At 57.2% G+C, this 16,876-nt stretch carries 13 protein-coding genes; 6 read left to right on the top strand and 7 right to left on the bottom strand.

Annotation, left to right across the window (positions count from 1 at the left end; all coding sequences use genetic code 11):
- Positions 1-10 precede the first annotated feature (10 nt).
- Both argB and argC read right to left on the bottom strand, forming a co-directional pair.
- Positions 11-787 carry an acetylglutamate kinase gene (gene argB, locus ACQG03_RS21090; RefSeq protein ID WP_094948456.1) on the bottom strand — a complete coding sequence of 259 codons (777 nt, stop codon included), beginning with the start codon at positions 785-787 and terminating at the stop codon, positions 11-13.
- Positions 788-793: 6 nt separating this feature from the next.
- Positions 794-1,798: an N-acetyl-gamma-glutamyl-phosphate reductase gene (argC, locus tag ACQG03_RS21095; RefSeq protein ID WP_063163757.1), complete on the bottom strand. Its 1,005-nt coding sequence runs from the start codon at positions 1,796-1,798 to the stop codon at positions 794-796.
- Positions 1,799-1,886: 88 nt separating this feature from the next.
- On the opposite strand from argC, the gene argE reads away from it, so the two are divergent.
- From argE to gldA, 5 genes are all read left to right on the top strand, one after another.
- Positions 1,887-3,038, top strand: coding sequence for an acetylornithine deacetylase (gene argE, locus ACQG03_RS21100; protein ID WP_015569956.1), 1,152 nt, complete (start codon positions 1,887-1,889; stop codon positions 3,036-3,038).
- Positions 3,039-3,344: 306 nt separating this feature from the next.
- Positions 3,345-5,996 (top strand): phosphoenolpyruvate carboxylase, encoded by a 2,652-nt coding sequence (gene ppc, locus ACQG03_RS21105; protein ID WP_022649787.1) that lies wholly within the window; start codon positions 3,345-3,347, stop codon positions 5,994-5,996.
- 102 nt (positions 5,997-6,098) lie between these two features.
- Complete coding sequence (locus tag ACQG03_RS21110) at positions 6,099-6,863, top strand: helix-turn-helix transcriptional regulator (protein WP_023298892.1); 765 nt, start codon at positions 6,099-6,101, stop codon at positions 6,861-6,863.
- Positions 6,864-6,991: 128 nt separating this feature from the next.
- Positions 6,992-7,654, top strand: coding sequence for a fructose-6-phosphate aldolase (gene fsa, locus ACQG03_RS21115; RefSeq protein ID WP_058646047.1), 663 nt, complete (start codon positions 6,992-6,994; stop codon positions 7,652-7,654).
- A 12-nt stretch (positions 7,655-7,666) separates the two neighbouring features.
- Entirely contained in the window at positions 7,667-8,770 is a 1,104-nt protein-coding gene (gene gldA, locus ACQG03_RS21120) for a bifunctional L-1,2-propanediol dehydrogenase/glycerol dehydrogenase (protein WP_023298894.1), read from the top strand.
- 91 nt (positions 8,771-8,861) lie between these two features.
- On the opposite strand, the gene katG is transcribed toward gldA, so the two are convergent.
- The 4 genes from katG to metB all read right to left on the bottom strand — a co-directional run bounded on the left by katG (position 8,862) and on the right by metB (position 15,943).
- A complete protein-coding gene (gene katG, locus ACQG03_RS21125; RefSeq protein WP_063163758.1) occupies positions 8,862-11,042 on the bottom strand; it encodes a catalase/peroxidase HPI in 2,181 nt (726 codons plus the stop codon).
- 144 nt (positions 11,043-11,186) lie between these two features.
- Positions 11,187-12,077 carry a methylenetetrahydrofolate reductase gene (gene metF, locus ACQG03_RS21130; RefSeq protein WP_022649792.1) on the bottom strand — a complete coding sequence of 297 codons (891 nt, stop codon included), beginning with the start codon at positions 12,075-12,077 and terminating at the stop codon, positions 11,187-11,189.
- Positions 12,078-12,347: 270 nt separating this feature from the next.
- On the bottom strand, positions 12,348-14,780 hold the full coding sequence (locus tag ACQG03_RS21135) for a bifunctional aspartate kinase/homoserine dehydrogenase II (protein ID WP_023298896.1): 2,433 nt from the start codon (positions 14,778-14,780) through the stop codon (positions 12,348-12,350).
- Positions 14,781-14,782: 2 nt separating this feature from the next.
- A complete protein-coding gene (gene metB, locus ACQG03_RS21140) occupies positions 14,783-15,943 on the bottom strand; it encodes a cystathionine gamma-synthase (RefSeq protein WP_017383102.1) in 1,161 nt (386 codons plus the stop codon).
- 275 nt (positions 15,944-16,218) lie between these two features.
- Here metB and metJ point away from each other — a divergent pair, with 275 nt between their 5' ends.
- Positions 16,219-16,536 carry a met regulon transcriptional regulator MetJ gene (gene metJ, locus ACQG03_RS21145; RefSeq protein WP_006179183.1) on the top strand — a complete coding sequence of 106 codons (318 nt, stop codon included), beginning with the start codon at positions 16,219-16,221 and terminating at the stop codon, positions 16,534-16,536.
- Positions 16,537-16,584: 48 nt separating this feature from the next.
- Here metJ and rpmE read toward each other — a convergent pair whose 3' ends face one another.
- Positions 16,585-16,797, bottom strand: a complete 213-nt coding sequence (gene rpmE, locus ACQG03_RS21150; protein ID WP_003862040.1) for a 50S ribosomal protein L31 — start codon at positions 16,795-16,797, stop codon at positions 16,585-16,587.
- Positions 16,798-16,876: the final 79 nt, after the last annotated feature.

Genomic DNA, 16,876 nt, shown 5'->3' on the forward strand with positions numbered 1-16,876 from the left:
GCACAGAATCTTAAGCCAGAATACGCGTACCAATCGGCGTACCGTTAAACAGCGCCGGGAGTTGCTCCGCGTGACGCCAGGAGGCGATATCCACCGGACGACCCAGCGTGCGCGCGGCATCCAGCGCCGCGTTCACCTTAACGATCATGCCGTCGGTGATAATGCCCTGATCGATCAGCTGTTCGGCTTTTGCGGCGGTCATTTCCGCTATACGCTGGCCTTTGCCGTCCAGAATACCGCTCACGTCGGAGAGCAGGATCAGGTCTGCGCCCAGCGTGGCCGCCAGCGCGGTTGCCGCCTGGTCCGCATTGACGTTCATCAGCTCGCCCTCTTCGGTCACGCCGATTGAGCTCACCACCGGCAGAAAACCACCTTCCAGCAGGGTGTTAATCAGCTTAGGCGAACCTGGCTGCGCCAGTCCAACATGGCCAAGCGCTTCGTCGAGCTGGGTCACTTTCACGCTATCGCCATCGCCCAGACAGAGACCAACGGACGCGATGTGGTGCTTCTTCGCCCACGCCAGCAGCGTTTTGTTCGCCGTCCCCGCCAGCGCACCAGTAATAATGTCAATCTGGTCGGCAGGCGTGACGCGCAGGCCATTTTTCTTAATCACCGGCAGGTTGAGCCCTTTCATCAGCTCGTCCACCACACAGCCGCCGCCGTGGACAATCACCAGCGGACGTTGATGTGATTCACGATAGTTCACCAGCGCGGTAAACAGGCGCTCCAGCGCTTCTTCGCTGTCCAGCAGTACACCACCGAGTTTGATAATTAATGGGTTCATCATCACACCTTAAATAAGAGCCTGCGTTTCAGGGAAGCCGAAACGAATATTTGCACACTGCATTGCCTGTGCGGCAGCGCCTTTGAGTAAGTTATCTTCTGCGGCGACCACAATCAGGTGCTCGCCCTGCACGGCAAAGCCGATGTCGCAGAACGGCAGGCCGACCACGTTTTTTAGCGCTGGTACGCCTTTGTCATACAGACGCACCAGTGGTTTATCCGCATACGCCTGCGTGAAGACTTCGCTCACCTGTTCTTTGGTCACACCCGGCTTCAGGCGGCAGGTAATGGTTTCGAGGATCCCGCGCGGGAAGCTACCGAGGTGCGGGGTGAAGATCACCTCCGCGCCCAGATGGGTGGTGATTTCAGGGTGATGACGGTGATTAAACACGCCATACGGCTGAAGGCTCACTTCGCAGAAGCTGTTGGAGATCGCGGCCTTGCGCCCGGCGCCGCTCACGCCGCTGGTGGCGTTGATCACCGGCCACTGGTCAAGATCCAGCAGACCCGCGTCGATCAGCGGCTTAAGGGAGAGCTGCGCCGCCGTCGGGTAACAGCCAGGCACGGCAATCAGATTCGCTTCTTTCAGTTTATCTGCGCTCCACTCCGCCAGGCCGTACACCGCTTTTTCGAGCAGATCCGGGTGCTGATGGGTGAAGCCGTAATATTTTTCGTAGAACGCGCTGTCGTTAACGCGAAACGCGCCGGAGAGATCGAAGACCACGCAACCGGCTGCCAGAAACTGCGGCGCCAGGTCGTGACTGACCTCGTGTGCGGTGGCTAAAAACACCACGTCAACGCCGTCACTAAACTCGCTGATGTCAGACATGGCCTGCAAAGGCAAATCAACCACGCCCTTAAGTTGTGGATGCAAATCGGAAATTAACTTTCCGGCATCATTGCTTTGCGCTGACACGGTCAAAGCGGTTATGGTCATATGTGGGTGGCGATTCACGTAGCTTACAAGCTCTGCGCCCGCATAACCGCTAGCGCCTACAATCAGCGTATTCAACATCGGGTTCCTTTATGCTCAACGTTAATGTATTTTTATTCACATTTATTGCATGAATATTGATACTATCACGACCTAAGGTGTGTCAACAATGAAAATGAACTTACCGCCATTTATCGAGATTTACCGCGCCCTGATTGCCACACCGTCCATCAGCGCAACGGAAGAAGCGCTGGATCAGAGCAATGAGTCTTTAATCAATCTGCTGGCGGGTTGGTTTAGCGATCTTGGGTTTAACGTTGAGGTTCAGCCCGTCCCCGGAACACGTCACAAATTTAACCTGCTCGCCAGCACCGGACATGGCGCTGGCGGCCTGCTGCTGGCTGGTCACACTGACACCGTGCCGTTTGACGATGGCCGCTGGACCCGCGATCCGTTCACCCTGACAGAGCACGACAACAAGCTCTACGGTCTCGGCACGGCGGACATGAAAGGCTTCTTTGCTTTTATCCTCGACGCGCTGCGTGACGTGGACGTGACAACGCTGAAAAAGCCGCTCTACATTCTGGCGACCGCCGATGAAGAGACCAGCATGGCGGGCGCACGGTATTTCTCTGAAAACACATCGATTCGCCCGGACTGCGCGATCATCGGTGAACCTACCTCTCTGCAACCGATTCGGGCGCACAAAGGCCATATTTCTACCGCAGTGCGCGTGCTGGGCCAGTCTGGTCACTCCAGCGATCCGGCGCGCGGCGTGAACGCCATTGAGCTGATGCATGACGCGATTGGCCGCATCATGACCCTGCGCGACGATCTGAAAGAGCGCTATCACTACGAGGCGTTCACCGTGCCGTATCCGACGCTGAACCTCGGCAGCCTGCACGGCGGTGATGCGTCCAACCGTATCTGCGCCTGCTGCGAATTGCATATGGATATCCGTCCTCTGCCGGGTATGACGCTGAGCGATCTGGATGGCTTACTGAACGAAGCGCTGGCCCCGGTCAGCGAGCGCTGGCCGGGACGTCTGACGGTCTCCGAACTGCATCCGCCGATTCCAGGCTACGAATGCCCGCCTGACCACCAGCTGGTTCAGGTGGTGGAAAAACTGCTCGGAGAGAAAACCGACGTGGTGAACTACTGCACCGAAGCGCCGTTTATTCAGACCCTGTGCCCGACGCTGGTTCTGGGCCCTGGCTCCATCAACCAGGCCCACCAGCCGGACGAATATCTCGAAACCCGCTTCATCAAGCCCACCCGCGAACTCATTACCCAGGTTGTGCATCACTTCTGCTGGCATTAAAACGGCCCCTCACCCTGCCCTCTCCCCAAAGGGGAGAGGGTGTTCAAGTACCCTCTCCCCTTTGGGGAGAGGGTTAGGGTGAGAGGAGTAAATCCCGCGATCTACGTCACATTCCCATAAGCATCTCTTATCTGACGCAATACGAATTAAATTTCGTAAATTGCCCGCATTTATTCATCTGCTGAACCGTTTTCGCAGCAATTGACGACGGGGGTTTTACGTGGCTTTATAAAGGGAGATGACAAAATAATGTCCAGAAAATTTTCGCCTGGGCATAAACAAAAATGATGGGGTGACTGGGTTTTTATGAACGAACAATATTCCGCGTTGCGTAGTAATGTCAGTATGCTCGGCAAAGTGCTTGGAGATACCATCAAAGATGCGTTGGGGGAGAACATCCTCGACCGTGTTGAAACCATCCGCAAGCTGTCCAAATCTTCCCGCGCCGGTAACGAGGCCAATCGTCAGGAGCTGCTCACCACCTTGCAGAACCTCTCTAATGATGAGCTACTGCCCGTTGCCCGCGCCTTCAGCCAGTTTCTGAACCTGGCAAACACCGCTGAGCAATACCACAGCATTTCGCCAAAAGGCGAAGCGGCCAGCAACCCGGAAGTCATTGCCCGCACCCTTCGTAAACTCAAAGACCAGCCCAACCTCAACGAAGCGACCATCAAAAAAGCGGTGGAATCCCTTTCGCTGGAGCTGGTGCTGACCGCACACCCAACCGAAATCACGCGTCGTACGCTGATCCACAAAATGGTTGAAGTGAACAACTGTCTGAAGCAGTTGGATAACAAAGACATTGCCGACTACGAACGTAACCAGCTTATGCGCCGCCTGCGCCAGCTGATTGCTCAGTCCTGGCACACCGATGAAATTCGTAAGCATCGCCCAAGCCCGGTCGACGAAGCCAAATGGGGCTTTGCGGTGGTGGAAAACAGCCTGTGGGAAGGGGTGCCAAACTACCTGCGCGAGCTGAACGAACAGCTGGAAGAAAATCTGGGCTATCGCCTGCCGGTCGACTTTGTGCCGGTTCGCTTCACTTCCTGGATGGGCGGCGACCGCGACGGCAACCCGAACGTGACGGCGGAAATCACCCGTCACGTCCTGTTGTTGAGCCGCTGGAAAGCAACCGACCTGTTCCTGAAAGATATTCAGGTGCTGATCTCCGAGCTGTCGATGGTAGAAGCGACGCCGGAACTGCGCGCGCTGGCCGGTGAAGAAGGTGCCAGTGAGCCGTACCGTTTCCTGATGAAAAAACTGCGCGGTCAGCTGATGGCCACGCAGGCCTGGCTGGAAGCGCGCCTGAAAGGCCAGCGCCTGCCGAAGCCGGAAGGTCTGCTGAGCCAGAACGAACAGCTCTGGGAACCGCTGTACGCCTGTTATAAATCGCTTCAGGCCTGCGGGATGGGCATCATTGCCAATGGCGAGCTGCTCGACACCCTGCGCCGCGTGAAGTGTTTCGGCGTGCCGCTGGTGCGTATCGACGTCCGTCAGGAAAGCACCCGTCATACCGAAGCGCTGGGCGAGCTGACCCGCTATCTCGGCATTGGCGACTATGAAAGCTGGTCCGAAGCCGACAAACAGGCGTTCCTGATCCGCGAGCTGAACTCCAAGCGCCCGCTGCTGCCGCGCAATTGGGAGCCAAGCAATGACACCCGCGAAGTGCTCAACACCTGTAAAGCGATCGTGGATGCCCCGAAAGGATCGGTGGCCGCCTATGTGATCTCCATGGCGAAGACCCCGTCCGACGTGCTGGGCGTTCACCTTCTGCTGAAAGAAGCGGGCATCGACTACGCTCTGCCGGTAGCACCGCTGTTTGAGACTCTCGACGACCTGAACAACGCCAACGACGTGATGACCCAGTTGCTGAACATCGACTGGTATCGCGGCTTTATTCAGGGCAAGCAGATGGTGATGATTGGCTATTCCGACTCCGCGAAAGATGCGGGCGTGATGGCAGCCTCCTGGGCGCAGTATCAGGCGCAGGATGCGCTAATTAAAACCTGCGAAAAAGCCGGTATTGAACTGACCCTGTTCCACGGACGCGGCGGCTCAATTGGTCGTGGCGGTGCGCCTGCACACGCAGCGCTGCTCTCTCAACCACCAGGAAGCCTGAAAGGCGGCCTGCGCGTGACCGAGCAGGGCGAGATGATCCGCTTCAAGTACGGCCTGCCGGAAGTGACCATCAGCAGCCTGTCGCTCTATACCAGTGCGATCCTGGAAGCCAACCTGCTGCCGCCGCCGGAGCCAAAAGAATCCTGGTGCCGGATTATGGACGAGCTGTCTGACATCTCCTGCGATCTGTATCGCGGCTACGTGCGTGAAAACAAAGACTTTGTGCCTTACTTCCGCTCAGCCACGCCTGAGCAGGAGCTGGGTAAACTGCCGCTCGGCTCGCGCCCGGCCAAGCGTCGTCCTACTGGCGGCGTTGAATCCCTGCGCGCCATTCCGTGGATCTTTGCCTGGACGCAAAACCGTCTGATGCTGCCAGCCTGGCTGGGTGCCGGTGCGGCGCTGCAAAAAGTGGTGGAAGACGGTAAGCAGAGCGAACTGGAAACCATGTGCCGCGACTGGCCATTCTTCTCTACCCGTCTGGGCATGCTGGAGATGGTCTTCTCGAAAGCCGACCTGTGGCTGGCGGAATACTACGATCAGCGTCTGGTGAAACCCGAGCTGTGGGCGCTGGGTAAAGAGCTACGCGAGCTGCTGGAAGGCGACATCAAAGTGGTGCTGGATATCGCTAACGACTCCCACCTGATGGAAGACCTGCCGTGGATCGCCGAGTCTATCCAACTGCGTAACATCTACACCGACCCGCTGAACGTTTTACAGGCTGAACTGCTGCACCGTTCGCGTCTGGCGGAAGAGGAAGGTAAAGAGCCGGATCCGCGCGTTGAACAGGCGCTGATGGTGACGATTGCGGGCGTTGCGGCGGGGATGCGTAACACCGGTTGATCGGTTTTGCCGGGTGGCGCTCACGCTTACCCGGCCTACAATAGGCTTTTCGTAGGCCCGGCAAGCGCCAGCGCCGCCGGGCAATACCCTGGTATCCACACCATGCACCACGATATCCCCCACATCCTGAATGACCTGATCAACGGCACCTTGCCGCTGCGTCAGGTGCATTTCCCCCCTTCGGCTAAACCGCTCCCCCGAACGTCACCTTGCCTCGTGCTTAGCTTTGATACGGCCTGCGAAGCGTTATTTTTTTCATCCGGTAATATTCCGCTTCAACCCGCCTTTTCGCTCAACATCAGCTTCGGCAAGCAACAACTGACTCTTCAGCTCGAGCGCGACAACACGCTTTTGCAACAGCAACAGGTTGCCAGACGCGGGCCGCGAGTGGGCGCATTCCTTTTGCAGACGCTCGCTGAATTGCAAATGCAGCCAGACGATCGGGAAACGGCCAGACTGGTGGTATTAAGTTTGCTCAGCCACTGTCGCGATCTGCTGGGCAGCGATATCCATACCGCCAGCCGCAGCCGTGCATTATTTGAAGCGATTCGTCACTACATCGAAGAACATCACGCCTCTGCACTGACCCGTGAATCGGTGGCGCAGGCGTTTTATATTTCACCGAACTACCTTTCTCATCTTTTTCAAAAAACAGGCAGCGTGGGGTTCAACGAATATCTTACGCAAACACGCCTCGAGCACGCGCGTCAGCTTCTTAAAGGCTACGAGTTTAAAATCAAAGATATCGCTGCAAGCTGCGGATTTACGGACAGCAACTACTTTTGCCGTCTCTTTCGCAAGCACACTGAACGTTCCCCTTCCGAATATCGACGCCAGTATCACAGCCAGCTGATCGCCAAAAAGTAGCATTGTGATCGCTCTCTCACTTCGCCAGGGACATTACATTTATCCAGTATTTGGCAAAATTGACCTGTATTCGCCGCGACTGGGTGCGCCGTATCCTTTATTCAACCTTTCTGACTTAAGGAAAAATAATGGAACTGTACCTGGATACCGCCAACGTGGCAGAAGTTGAACGCCTGGCGCGCATTTTTCCCATTGCGGGCGTGACCACCAACCCAAGCATCGTAGCCGCCAGCGGCGAATCTGTCTGGGAGGTGTTGCCGCGCCTGCAGCATGCTATCGGCCCGGAGGGCAGGCTGTTTGCCCAAACCATGAGCCGCGACGCCGAAGGAATGGTGGCGGAAGCAAAACGGCTGAACAATGCCCTGCCGGACATCGTGGTAAAAATTCCCGTCACTGCACAGGGGCTCATCGCGATTAAAGCGCTGAAGAAAGAGGGAATTACCACGCTGGGAACCGCCGTTTACAGCGCCGCTCAGGGGTTACTGGCCGCGCTGGCAGGAGCGAAATATGTCGCACCGTATGTAAACCGCGTCGATGCGCAGGGCGGTGACGGCATTCGCACGGTACAGGAACTGCAATCCCTGCTGGAACAGCATGCGCCAGAGAGCATGGTGCTGGCTGCCAGCTTTAAAACGCCGCGCCAGGCGCTGGATTGCCTGTTGGCAGGATGTGAGGCAATCACGCTTCCCTTAGACGTAGCGCAACAAATGCTCGGCACGCCAGCGGTAGAGTCAGCCATAGAGAAGTTCGAGCAGGACTGGAAAAACGCGTTTGGTAACCTCAACCTCTAAGGGAGAAATGTTATGGACCGTATCATTCAATCGCCGGGGAAGTACATCCAGGGCGCTGATGTTCTCACTCGTCTCGGCGACTACCTGAAGCCGCTGGCGGCTCGCTGGCTGGTGGTAGGCGATAAATTTGTGCTGGGTTTTGCCGAAGAAACCCTGCGTCAGAGTTTTAAAAAAGCCGGACTCCATGCCGAAATTGCACCGTTTGGCGGCGAATGTTCGCAAAATGAAATCGATCGCCTGAAAAAACTGGCCGACAGTACCGACTGCCTGGCGGTGCTGGGTATCGGGGGCGGAAAAACGCTGGATACCGCCAAAGCGCTGGCGCACTTTATGGACGTGCCGGTGGCTATTGCCCCGACCATTGCCTCCACCGATGCGCCGTGCAGTGCCCTTTCCGTGATTTATACCGACAGCGGCGAGTTCGATCGCTACCTGATGCTGCCGCACAACCCGAACATGGTGATTGTCGATACCAGGGTGGTGGCGGGCGCACCTGCGCGCCTGCTGGCCGCCGGGATTGGCGATGCCCTGGCAACCTGGTTTGAAGCGCGCGCCTGTTCGCGTAGCGGCGCCACGACCATGGCGGGTGGCAAGTGCACGCAGGCAGCGTTAGCGCTGGCTGAGCTGTGCTACAACACGCTGGTTGAAGAGGGCGAGAAAGCGATGCTGGCGGCGGAACAACACGTGGTGACGCCTGCTCTGGAACGCATTATTGAAGCCAACACCTATCTGAGCGGCGTGGGCTTTGAAAGTGGCGGGCTGGCGGCGGCACACGCCATTCACAATGGCATGACGGCGGTGCCGGATGCGCACCATTTCTACCACGGTGAAAAAGTGGCATTTGGTACGCTGACGCAACTGGTACTGGAGAACGCGCCGGTAGAAGAAATCGAAACCGTTGCGGCGCTGTGCCATAGCGTCGGGCTGCCAATTACGCTGGCGCAGCTGAATATCAAAGAGGATATTCCGGCTAAAATGCGGCTGATCGCGGAGGCGTCCTGTGCCGAAGGGGAAACCATTCACAACATGCCTGGCGGCGTAACGCCGGATCAGGTCTATGCGGCGCTGCTGGTGGCGGACCAGTATGGACAGCGATTCTTGCAGGAGTGGGAGTAATAGAAAATCCGGGTGGCGCTGCGCTTACCCGGCCTACATGGCACTTTCATTTGTAGGCCGGGTAAGGCGTAGCCGCCACCCGGCACAAGGGTTACTTCACGTCAAACCGATCCAAATCCATCACTCGCGCCCATGCGGCAACGAAGTCGCGGATGAACTTCTCTTGTGCATCGCTGCTGGCGTAAACTTCGGCCAGCGCGCGGAGGACAGCGTTGGAACCGAAGACCAGATCGGCGCGGGTGGCGGTATATTTCACTTCCCCGCTGGCGCGATCGCTACCGGCAAACAGCTCGTTTGAGTCGTCGGTCGCTTTCCACTGGGTGTTCATATCCAGCAGATTGACGAAGAAGTCGTTGCTCAGCACGCCCTCGCGGTTAGTAAACACGCCATTCTTGCTGCCATCGAAGTTTGCACCCAGCACGCGCAAACCGCCGATCAACACCGTCAGTTCCGGCGCGGTCAGGGTCAACTGCTGGGCTTTGTCGATCAGCAGCGACTCCGTGGTGGACACATCCACCTGTGCGCGATAGTTACGGAAACCGTCGGCAATCGGTTCGAGCAGGTTAAACATCTCGATATCCGTCTGATCCTGACGCGCATCCACACGACCTGGAGTGAACGGTACGTTGACGTAAACGCCTGCCGCTTTCGCCGCCTGCTCAACGCCCACGACACCCGCCAGCACAATGATATCGGCCAGTGACGCTTTGTTGGTGGTGCGCTGGATCGCTTCCAGAGCCGGTAATGCCCGCACCGCCGCGGCGTTAACGTCCCAGTCGCGCTGAGGTGCCAGCGCCAGACGCGCGCCGTTAGCGCCGCCACGCTTGTCGCCGCCGCGGAAGGTCGATGCCGACGCCCAGGCCACGGAAACCAGCTCGCTCACGGAGAGACCCGAGGCCGCGATTTCCGCTTTCAGGCTTTCAATATCTTCCTGCGTCGGATGGAACACCGGCTGAGGCAGCGGATCCTGCCAAATCAGATCTTCTTTCGGTACTTCCGGGCCGATGTACCGCGCTTTTGGCCCCATATCGCGGTGGGTCAGCTTGAACCACGCGCGCGCAAAGGCTTCGTTGAAGGCCTGCGGATCGTTCAGGAAACGACGGGAAATTTTCTCGAATTCCGGATCAAAACGCAGCGTCAGGTCGGTGACCAGCATGGTTGGCTTGCGTTTTTTCGACGGGTCGAACGGGTCAGGCATAATTTCCGGCGCATCCACGGCTTCAAACTGAATTGCGCCCGCCGGGCTACGCGTCTGCACCCATTCGTATTTGAACAGGTTCTCGAAGAAATAGTTGCTCCACTGGGTTGGGGTTTGAGACCAGATAACTTCCAGCCCGGAGGTGATGGCGTCAGCGCCAATACCGGTGCCGTGCGTGCTGGCCCAGCCCAGGCCCTGCGCTTCAATAGGCGACGCTTCAGGGTCAGTGCCCACGTGCGTGGCTTCGCCTGCACCGTGCGTTTTACCGAGCGTATGGCCGCCTGCAATAAGCGCAACGGTCTCTTCGTCATTCATGCCCATGTTGCCAAAGGTAGCGCGGATCGCCGCCGCCGCAGACAGCGGTTCACCACTGGCGTTTGGCCCTTCCGGGTTAACGTAAATCAGGCCCATTTCTGTGGCGGCCAGCGGGCGCTTCGCCAGCGCTTCCGGGTCACGGTGAGTCAGCCAGGCTTTTTCATCGCCCCAGTTCACGTCCAGATCCGGTTCCCAGACGTCTTCACGCCCGGCACCGAAACCAAAGGTGCGGAAGCCGGAGTTCTCCAGCGCCACGTTACCCGCGAGGATAAACAGGTCGGCCCAGGAGATTTTTTGTCCGTATTTTTGCTTAATTGGCCACAGCAGACGGCGAGCCTTATCCAGGCTGACGTTATCAGGCCAGGAGTTCAGCGGCGCAAAACGCTGCTGACCGCGACCGGCACCGCCGCGACCATCAACGGAGCGATAGGTACCCGCACCGTGCCAGGCCATACGGATAAACAGGCCCGCATAGCTGCCCCAGTCGGCAGGCCACCACGGTTGTGAGTCGGTTAACAGTGCTTTGAGATCGCACTTAAGGGCGGAATAGTCGAGCTTACTGAATTCTTTGCGGTAGTCGAAGTCTTCACCCAGAGGGTTTGAACGGCTGGAGTGTTGATTAAGTAAATCGATGCGGAGTTGTTTAGGCCACCACTCTTTGCTGCCGGTACCTGCACCCGCGCTGTGATCGACGCCGCCCTGGTGGAACGGACATTTGCCGGCGGATGCCGCGTTATTGGTCTCGTCTGACATGCTCATCGCTATGCTCCCTTTACAGTGTTACCGTTACGATATACACCACTAGCGATAAGAGATAGTTGAATTAATCCACAGATTCGATAGCTAATACCTTTTAACTTTCTGTTCGAGTAAAAAACCCTCACTTTATGAGGGTTTTTTACTTTATAACGCCGGGCGGACACCCAGCGTATGGCAAATGGCGTAACTCATCTCCGCGCGGTTAAGCGTATAGAAGTGGAAATCCTTCACCCCTTCACGGCTTAAAATCTTCACCATATCCATCGCGATATTGGCCCCCACCAGCTTGCGTGTTTCCGGGTCATCGTCCAAACCTTCGTACATTTTGGACATCCACAGCGGAATGCGCACGTTGGTCATATCCGCGAATTTCTTCGCCTGTTTGAAGTTCGAGACCGGCAGAATGCCAGGGATGATTTCGACATCAATACCCGCTGAGACGCAGCGGTCGCGAAAGCGTAAATAGCTTTCCACATCAAAGAAGAACTGAGTAATGGCGCGATTGGCACCTGCGTCCACCTTACGCTTCAGGTTAAGCAGATCCGCCTGGGCGCTTTTCGCTTCCGGGTGAACTTCCGGGTAAGCGGCAACGGAAATATCAAAGTCAGCAACGTCTTTCAGCAGGGCAACCAGATCGGTGGCGTACATGTCCGGCTTACCGCTCCCCGGCGGCAGGTCGCCGCGCAGGGCAACGATATGACGAATGCCGTTGTTCCAGTAGTCCTGAGCAATCGCGCGCAGTTCATCAGGAGTGGCGTCGATACAGGTGAGGTGCGGTGCCGCTTCCAGACCGGTTCGGTCTTTAATGCCCTTAATGATGCTGTGCGTGCGGTCACGCTCACCGGAGTTGGCGCCGTAGGTCACAGAGACGAACTTCGGCTTCAGGCTGCTCAGGCGATCGATAGAGCTCCACAGGGTTTGCTCCATTTCACTGGTGCGCGGCGGGAAAAATTCAAAAGAGACGTTAATCTGGCCGTTTACTTCGGCCAGGCTCTGATTCAGGGCTTCCCGCTGGTTGGCGTGAAAAAAGCTCATACCTTACCTCTATCTTTCGCGTGTCATTGTTTGTTGTGTTGTGAACTTCTATACGTTTAGACGTCCAGATGTAAAAATGACGGAAAAGCGGGATGACGTCAACAGAAATAATCAACATTAACGGTGAGGTTTGTTCAGGGAAGATGAAGGGGATTCATGATGGGGGGTGAGAAGGCCCCTCACCCCAGCCCTCTCCCCAAAGGGGCGAGGGGGGAAAGACCGCACCGAGCAGTCCCCTCTCCCCTAAGGGGAGAGGGTTAGGGTGAGGGGTTACAGTAGCTTAGCCAGGCGATTAATGTCGGACTGAATGGCTCCGGCGGTCACATCGCGCCCCGCACCCGGGCCACGGATCACCAGCGGGTTATCGCGGTACCAGCGGCTTTCGATGGCGAAGACGTTATCGCACGGCAGCAGCGCCGCCAGCGGATGTTCAGGACGTACCGCCTCCACGCCCACGCGCGCTTTACCGTTCGCCTCGAAGCGCGCCACGTAACGCAGCACCAGGCCCATCTCGTTTGCCGCTTCCAGACGTTGCACCATCTGCTCGTTCAGCTCGTCGCCGTTCTCAAAGAAGTGATCGACAGATCCTTCCTCGCAGCCCGCAGGCACCAGAGACTCAACGCGAACCTGGCCAGGCTCAATGTCGTAGCCCGCTTCACGCGCCAGGATCACCAGCTTGCGCATCACGTCTTTACCGGCAAGGTCGACGCGCGGATCCGGCTCGGTTAAGCCCTGCTGCCACGCCTGATCCACCAGGTCGGTGAACGGCACGGTACCGTCAAATTGCAGGAACAGCCAGGAGAGCGTGCCGGAGAAGATCCCGCTCAGCGCCAGAATGCTGTCGCCGCTATCAATCAGATCGCGCACGGTATGGTTAACCGGCAGACCTGCACCAACGGTGGCGTTATACAACCAGTGACGACCCGTTTTTTCGAACGCGTCGTGGATCTGGCGATATTTATCAGTGCTGCTCGCGCCTGCCAGCTTGTTGGCGCTGATGACGTGGAACCCGTGGCTGGCAAAATCCAGATACTGGTCGGCCAGTTGCTCGCTGGCGGTAACGTCCAGCACCACCAGATCGTCGTACGGGTGCGCGCGCATCCACAGGAACAGCGACTCTTCGTCCTGCTCAACCGCTTCATCGTTAAAGAAGGCCAGCGCCCGACTGGCGTCCAGCCCTTCGTAGTTCAACAGGCTGCGGCGGCTGTCCACCACGCCTGCCAGAATAAACTCAAATCCGGTACGCGCCGAAAGCGTCACCTGCTCGCGGGCGAACAGCTCCAGCCAGCGGGAACCGATGTTCCCTTTCCCGAACAGTACCAGGCCGATGCGTTTTTCCGCACGGAACAGGGAGGTGTGCAGGCCCTGAATCAGGCTTTCGGTTGGCCCCTTGCGCAGAACGGCAACCAGGCTGATGCCCTCTTCCGACTGCCAGGTGAACTCCACCGGCTGCCCTTTCAGCTGCTGCCAGAAGCGGTGGCAGTGCAGCGGGTTACGGGTGACGCCCGCGCCCACCATTGCCACCAGCGCCAGTCCCTGACGCAGGCGAAGCTCGCCCGGCAGTCCCGCTTCATCCAGAATCTTCAGGGCGCTGTCCACCACTTCAGCGGTATAGCAGAACTGCAACAGCTGGCGATCGTTATGCACGCCAACGGCCAGCGGACGCACCTGGGCACGTTTCAGGATGGTGTCGATATCTTTGTGCGCCAGTTTGAAATCCTGGCCCGCAGGTACCTGGAACTCAATCAGGCAGATGTCATCGTGGCTGGTGACAATGCGCGCGCCCGTACCGGATGCCAGCACGCGCTCGATGCGAGTGGAACCCTGATCCGGCGTGTAGCTACAGCGTAGTTGCAGGTCGATGTCGCTGCCGGAAACCGGCTGTAGCGTGCGCGCGTGCAGCACTGGTGCCGCCAGACGCGCCAGCTCGCTCGCTTCGTCGAGACGCAGCAGCGGCAGCAGGCAGGCATCTTTTACTTTGCGCGGGTCCGCGCTGTAGACACCGGCCACGTCGCTCCAGATGGTGACGCGGGACACGCCCGCCAGGGCGCCAATCTGCGTTGCCGAGTAGTCAGAGCCGTTACGGCCCAGCAGTACGGTTTCACCTGCGTTGCTGCGACTGATAAAGCCGGTCACTACAATACGTTTACCCGGATGTTGCACCAGCAGCTGTTGCAGCAGCGGGTAGGACAACCCTTCGTCTACCTGCGGCTGTGCGGCGCGTTCGGCACGCAGGAAATCACGCGCGTCGAGCCAGGCGGCTTCCACGCCAAGATGTTGCAGCACGGCGGCCATCAGGCGCGCAGACCACACTTCACCATGGCCAACCACTTCCGCATACACCGCATCGGTAATGCCGCTGTCCAGCAGAGCTGCCAGACGCTCAAGGTCGTGAGTAAAGGCGCTTATCAGCCCGTCCGCCACGTCCGCAGGCAGCAAACCGGCAATCAGTTCACTCTGGTAACGACGTAAGGACTGTTGCACCTGATGCGCAGAGAGGCGATCGGTCTGGCTCAGTTTCAGCCAGCTAATCAGCTGGTTGGTGGTGCTGCCCGCCGCAGAGACAACCATCATGTCCCCCGGCTGTGAATACTCGGTCATGATCCCTGCGACACGCAGATAACATTTCACATCAGCAAGACTACTACCACCAAACTTGTGCAGCTGACGACCCTTCGCCCCTGCCTGCGCTATCACACTCATGATTACCCCTTGGCTGCGACCCGGAAGCCATTTTCCAGATCGGCAATTAAATCTTCAGAATCTTCAATACCGGTCGAGATACGCAGCAGCGTCTCGGAAATCCCGGCGGCGGCACGTGCTTCGGGTGCCATACCTGCGTGCGTCATGGTTGCGGCGTGGGAGATCAAGCTTTCTACTCCCCCTAAGGATTCCGCCAGCGTAAACAATGACAACCCGCTCAGGAAGCGACGCAGCGTTTGCTCGTCACCGTCCAGTTCAAAACTTAACATCGCGCCAAATCCTTTCTGTTGGCGCGCGGCAATCTCGTGCCCCTGGTTTTCCGGCAGCGACGGGTGATAAAGCTTCTTCACCAGCGGCTGGGTTTTCAGGAAATCCACGATCGCCTGGGCATTACGCTGCGCCACGTCCATACGCGGTGACAGGGTGCGGATACCGCGCAGCAGCAAATAGCTGTCGAACGCGCCCGCGGTGACGCCAATGTTATTGGCCCACCATGCCAGTTCAGTGACAACATCAGGATCTTTGGCAATCACCACACCCGCTACCACGTCAGAATGGCCGTTCAGATATTTCGTGCATGAATGCAACACCAGATCGGCACCCAGTGCCAGTGGGTTCTGAAGGGCCGGACTGAGGAACGTATTATCCACTACACTTATCGCTCCCGCATCCCTTGCGAGCTGACAAATTTTCGCAATATCGACTACGCGCAACAATGGATTGCTTGGACTTTCCACCAGAACCAGCTTCGGCTGTTCGGCTAACGCCTGTTTCAGCGCCTGTTCGTCGTTTTGATCGACAAACAACACGCGGTAGCAGCCACGTTTCGCCAGGCTATCAAACAGACGATAGCTGCCGCCGTAGCAGTCGTGCGGCGCCACCAGCAGATCGCCAGGTTTCAGGAACACCGTGGTTACCAGGTGAATGGCAGACATGCCGGTATTGGTTAATACCGCACCTGCGCCGCCTTCCAGTTCCGCCAGCGCGCGCTGGGTGACGTCACGCGTAGGATTGCCGCGACGCGAGTAGTCATGCGCGCGAGGTTCATTAAATCCGGTGAAATTATAGGTGCTGGAGAGATGAATTGGCGGGACAACGCAGCCGTACTGCTCGTCATCATTCAATCCGCTACGCACTGCGATGGTGGCCTGTTTACGCGTCATGGTGAGACTTCCTGGCGAATGAGGTGAAAAGTCAGGCACCAGAGTAAACATTGAAAGTATGGACGTCAATACATCTGGACATCTAAACTTCTTTGCGTATAGATTGAGCAATGCGCAAATAGCCGTTAAAATTATATGCTTTAGGACACGCTACAGCGGCAATATCCGTGCCTCGGTATCGTCTCTACGGTAAACTACGCAAGATTACGGTTCAAAACTGATGGTTACCGGTTTTGCACCTTTAGATTAATGACTGAGAGGATTAAAGGTATCTCATGGCTGAATGGAGCGGCGAATATATCAGCCCATACGCTGAGCACGGTAAGAAGAGTGAGCAAGTCAAGAAAATCACGGTGTCCATTCCTCTGAAGGTGTTGAAGATCCTCACCGATGAACGTACGCGTCGTCAGGTGAACAACCTGCGTCACGCCACTAACAGCGAACTGCTGTGCGAAGCGTTCCTGCATGCGTTTACCGGCCAACCGTTGCCGAACGATGACGATCTGCGCAAAGAGCGCAGTGACGAAATTCCAGAAGAGGCGAAGGTGATCATGCGTGAACTGGGTATCGACCCGGATACGTGGGAATACTGATAAGCGGATACAAAAAAGGCACCTTGCGGTGCCTTTTTTTCGGGAAACTTATTTAGCGCCCGGGATGCTGAAACGCTTGTTGAAGCGGTCAACACGGCCACCGGTTGCAACATCACGCTGCTTACCAGTGTAGAACGGGTGGCATTTGCCGCACACGTCCAGGTTCAGATCGTGACCCACGGTAGAGCGGATCTGGATAGAGTTACCGCAAGAGCAGTTTGCAGTAATCATTTCGTATTTCGGGTGAATATCTTTTTTCATGGGAGAACCTCAGTTAAGGCCGCGTCGCTCTTCCAGCCCTAACGCCAGACACCACGCGATGTTGAATGTAAGTTCTTTG

Origin of the sequence: Enterobacter cloacae complex sp. 342H5, from assembly GCF_050030905.1 — a bacterium.
Classification (GTDB): domain Bacteria; phylum Pseudomonadota; class Gammaproteobacteria; order Enterobacterales; family Enterobacteriaceae; genus Enterobacter; species Enterobacter intestinihominis.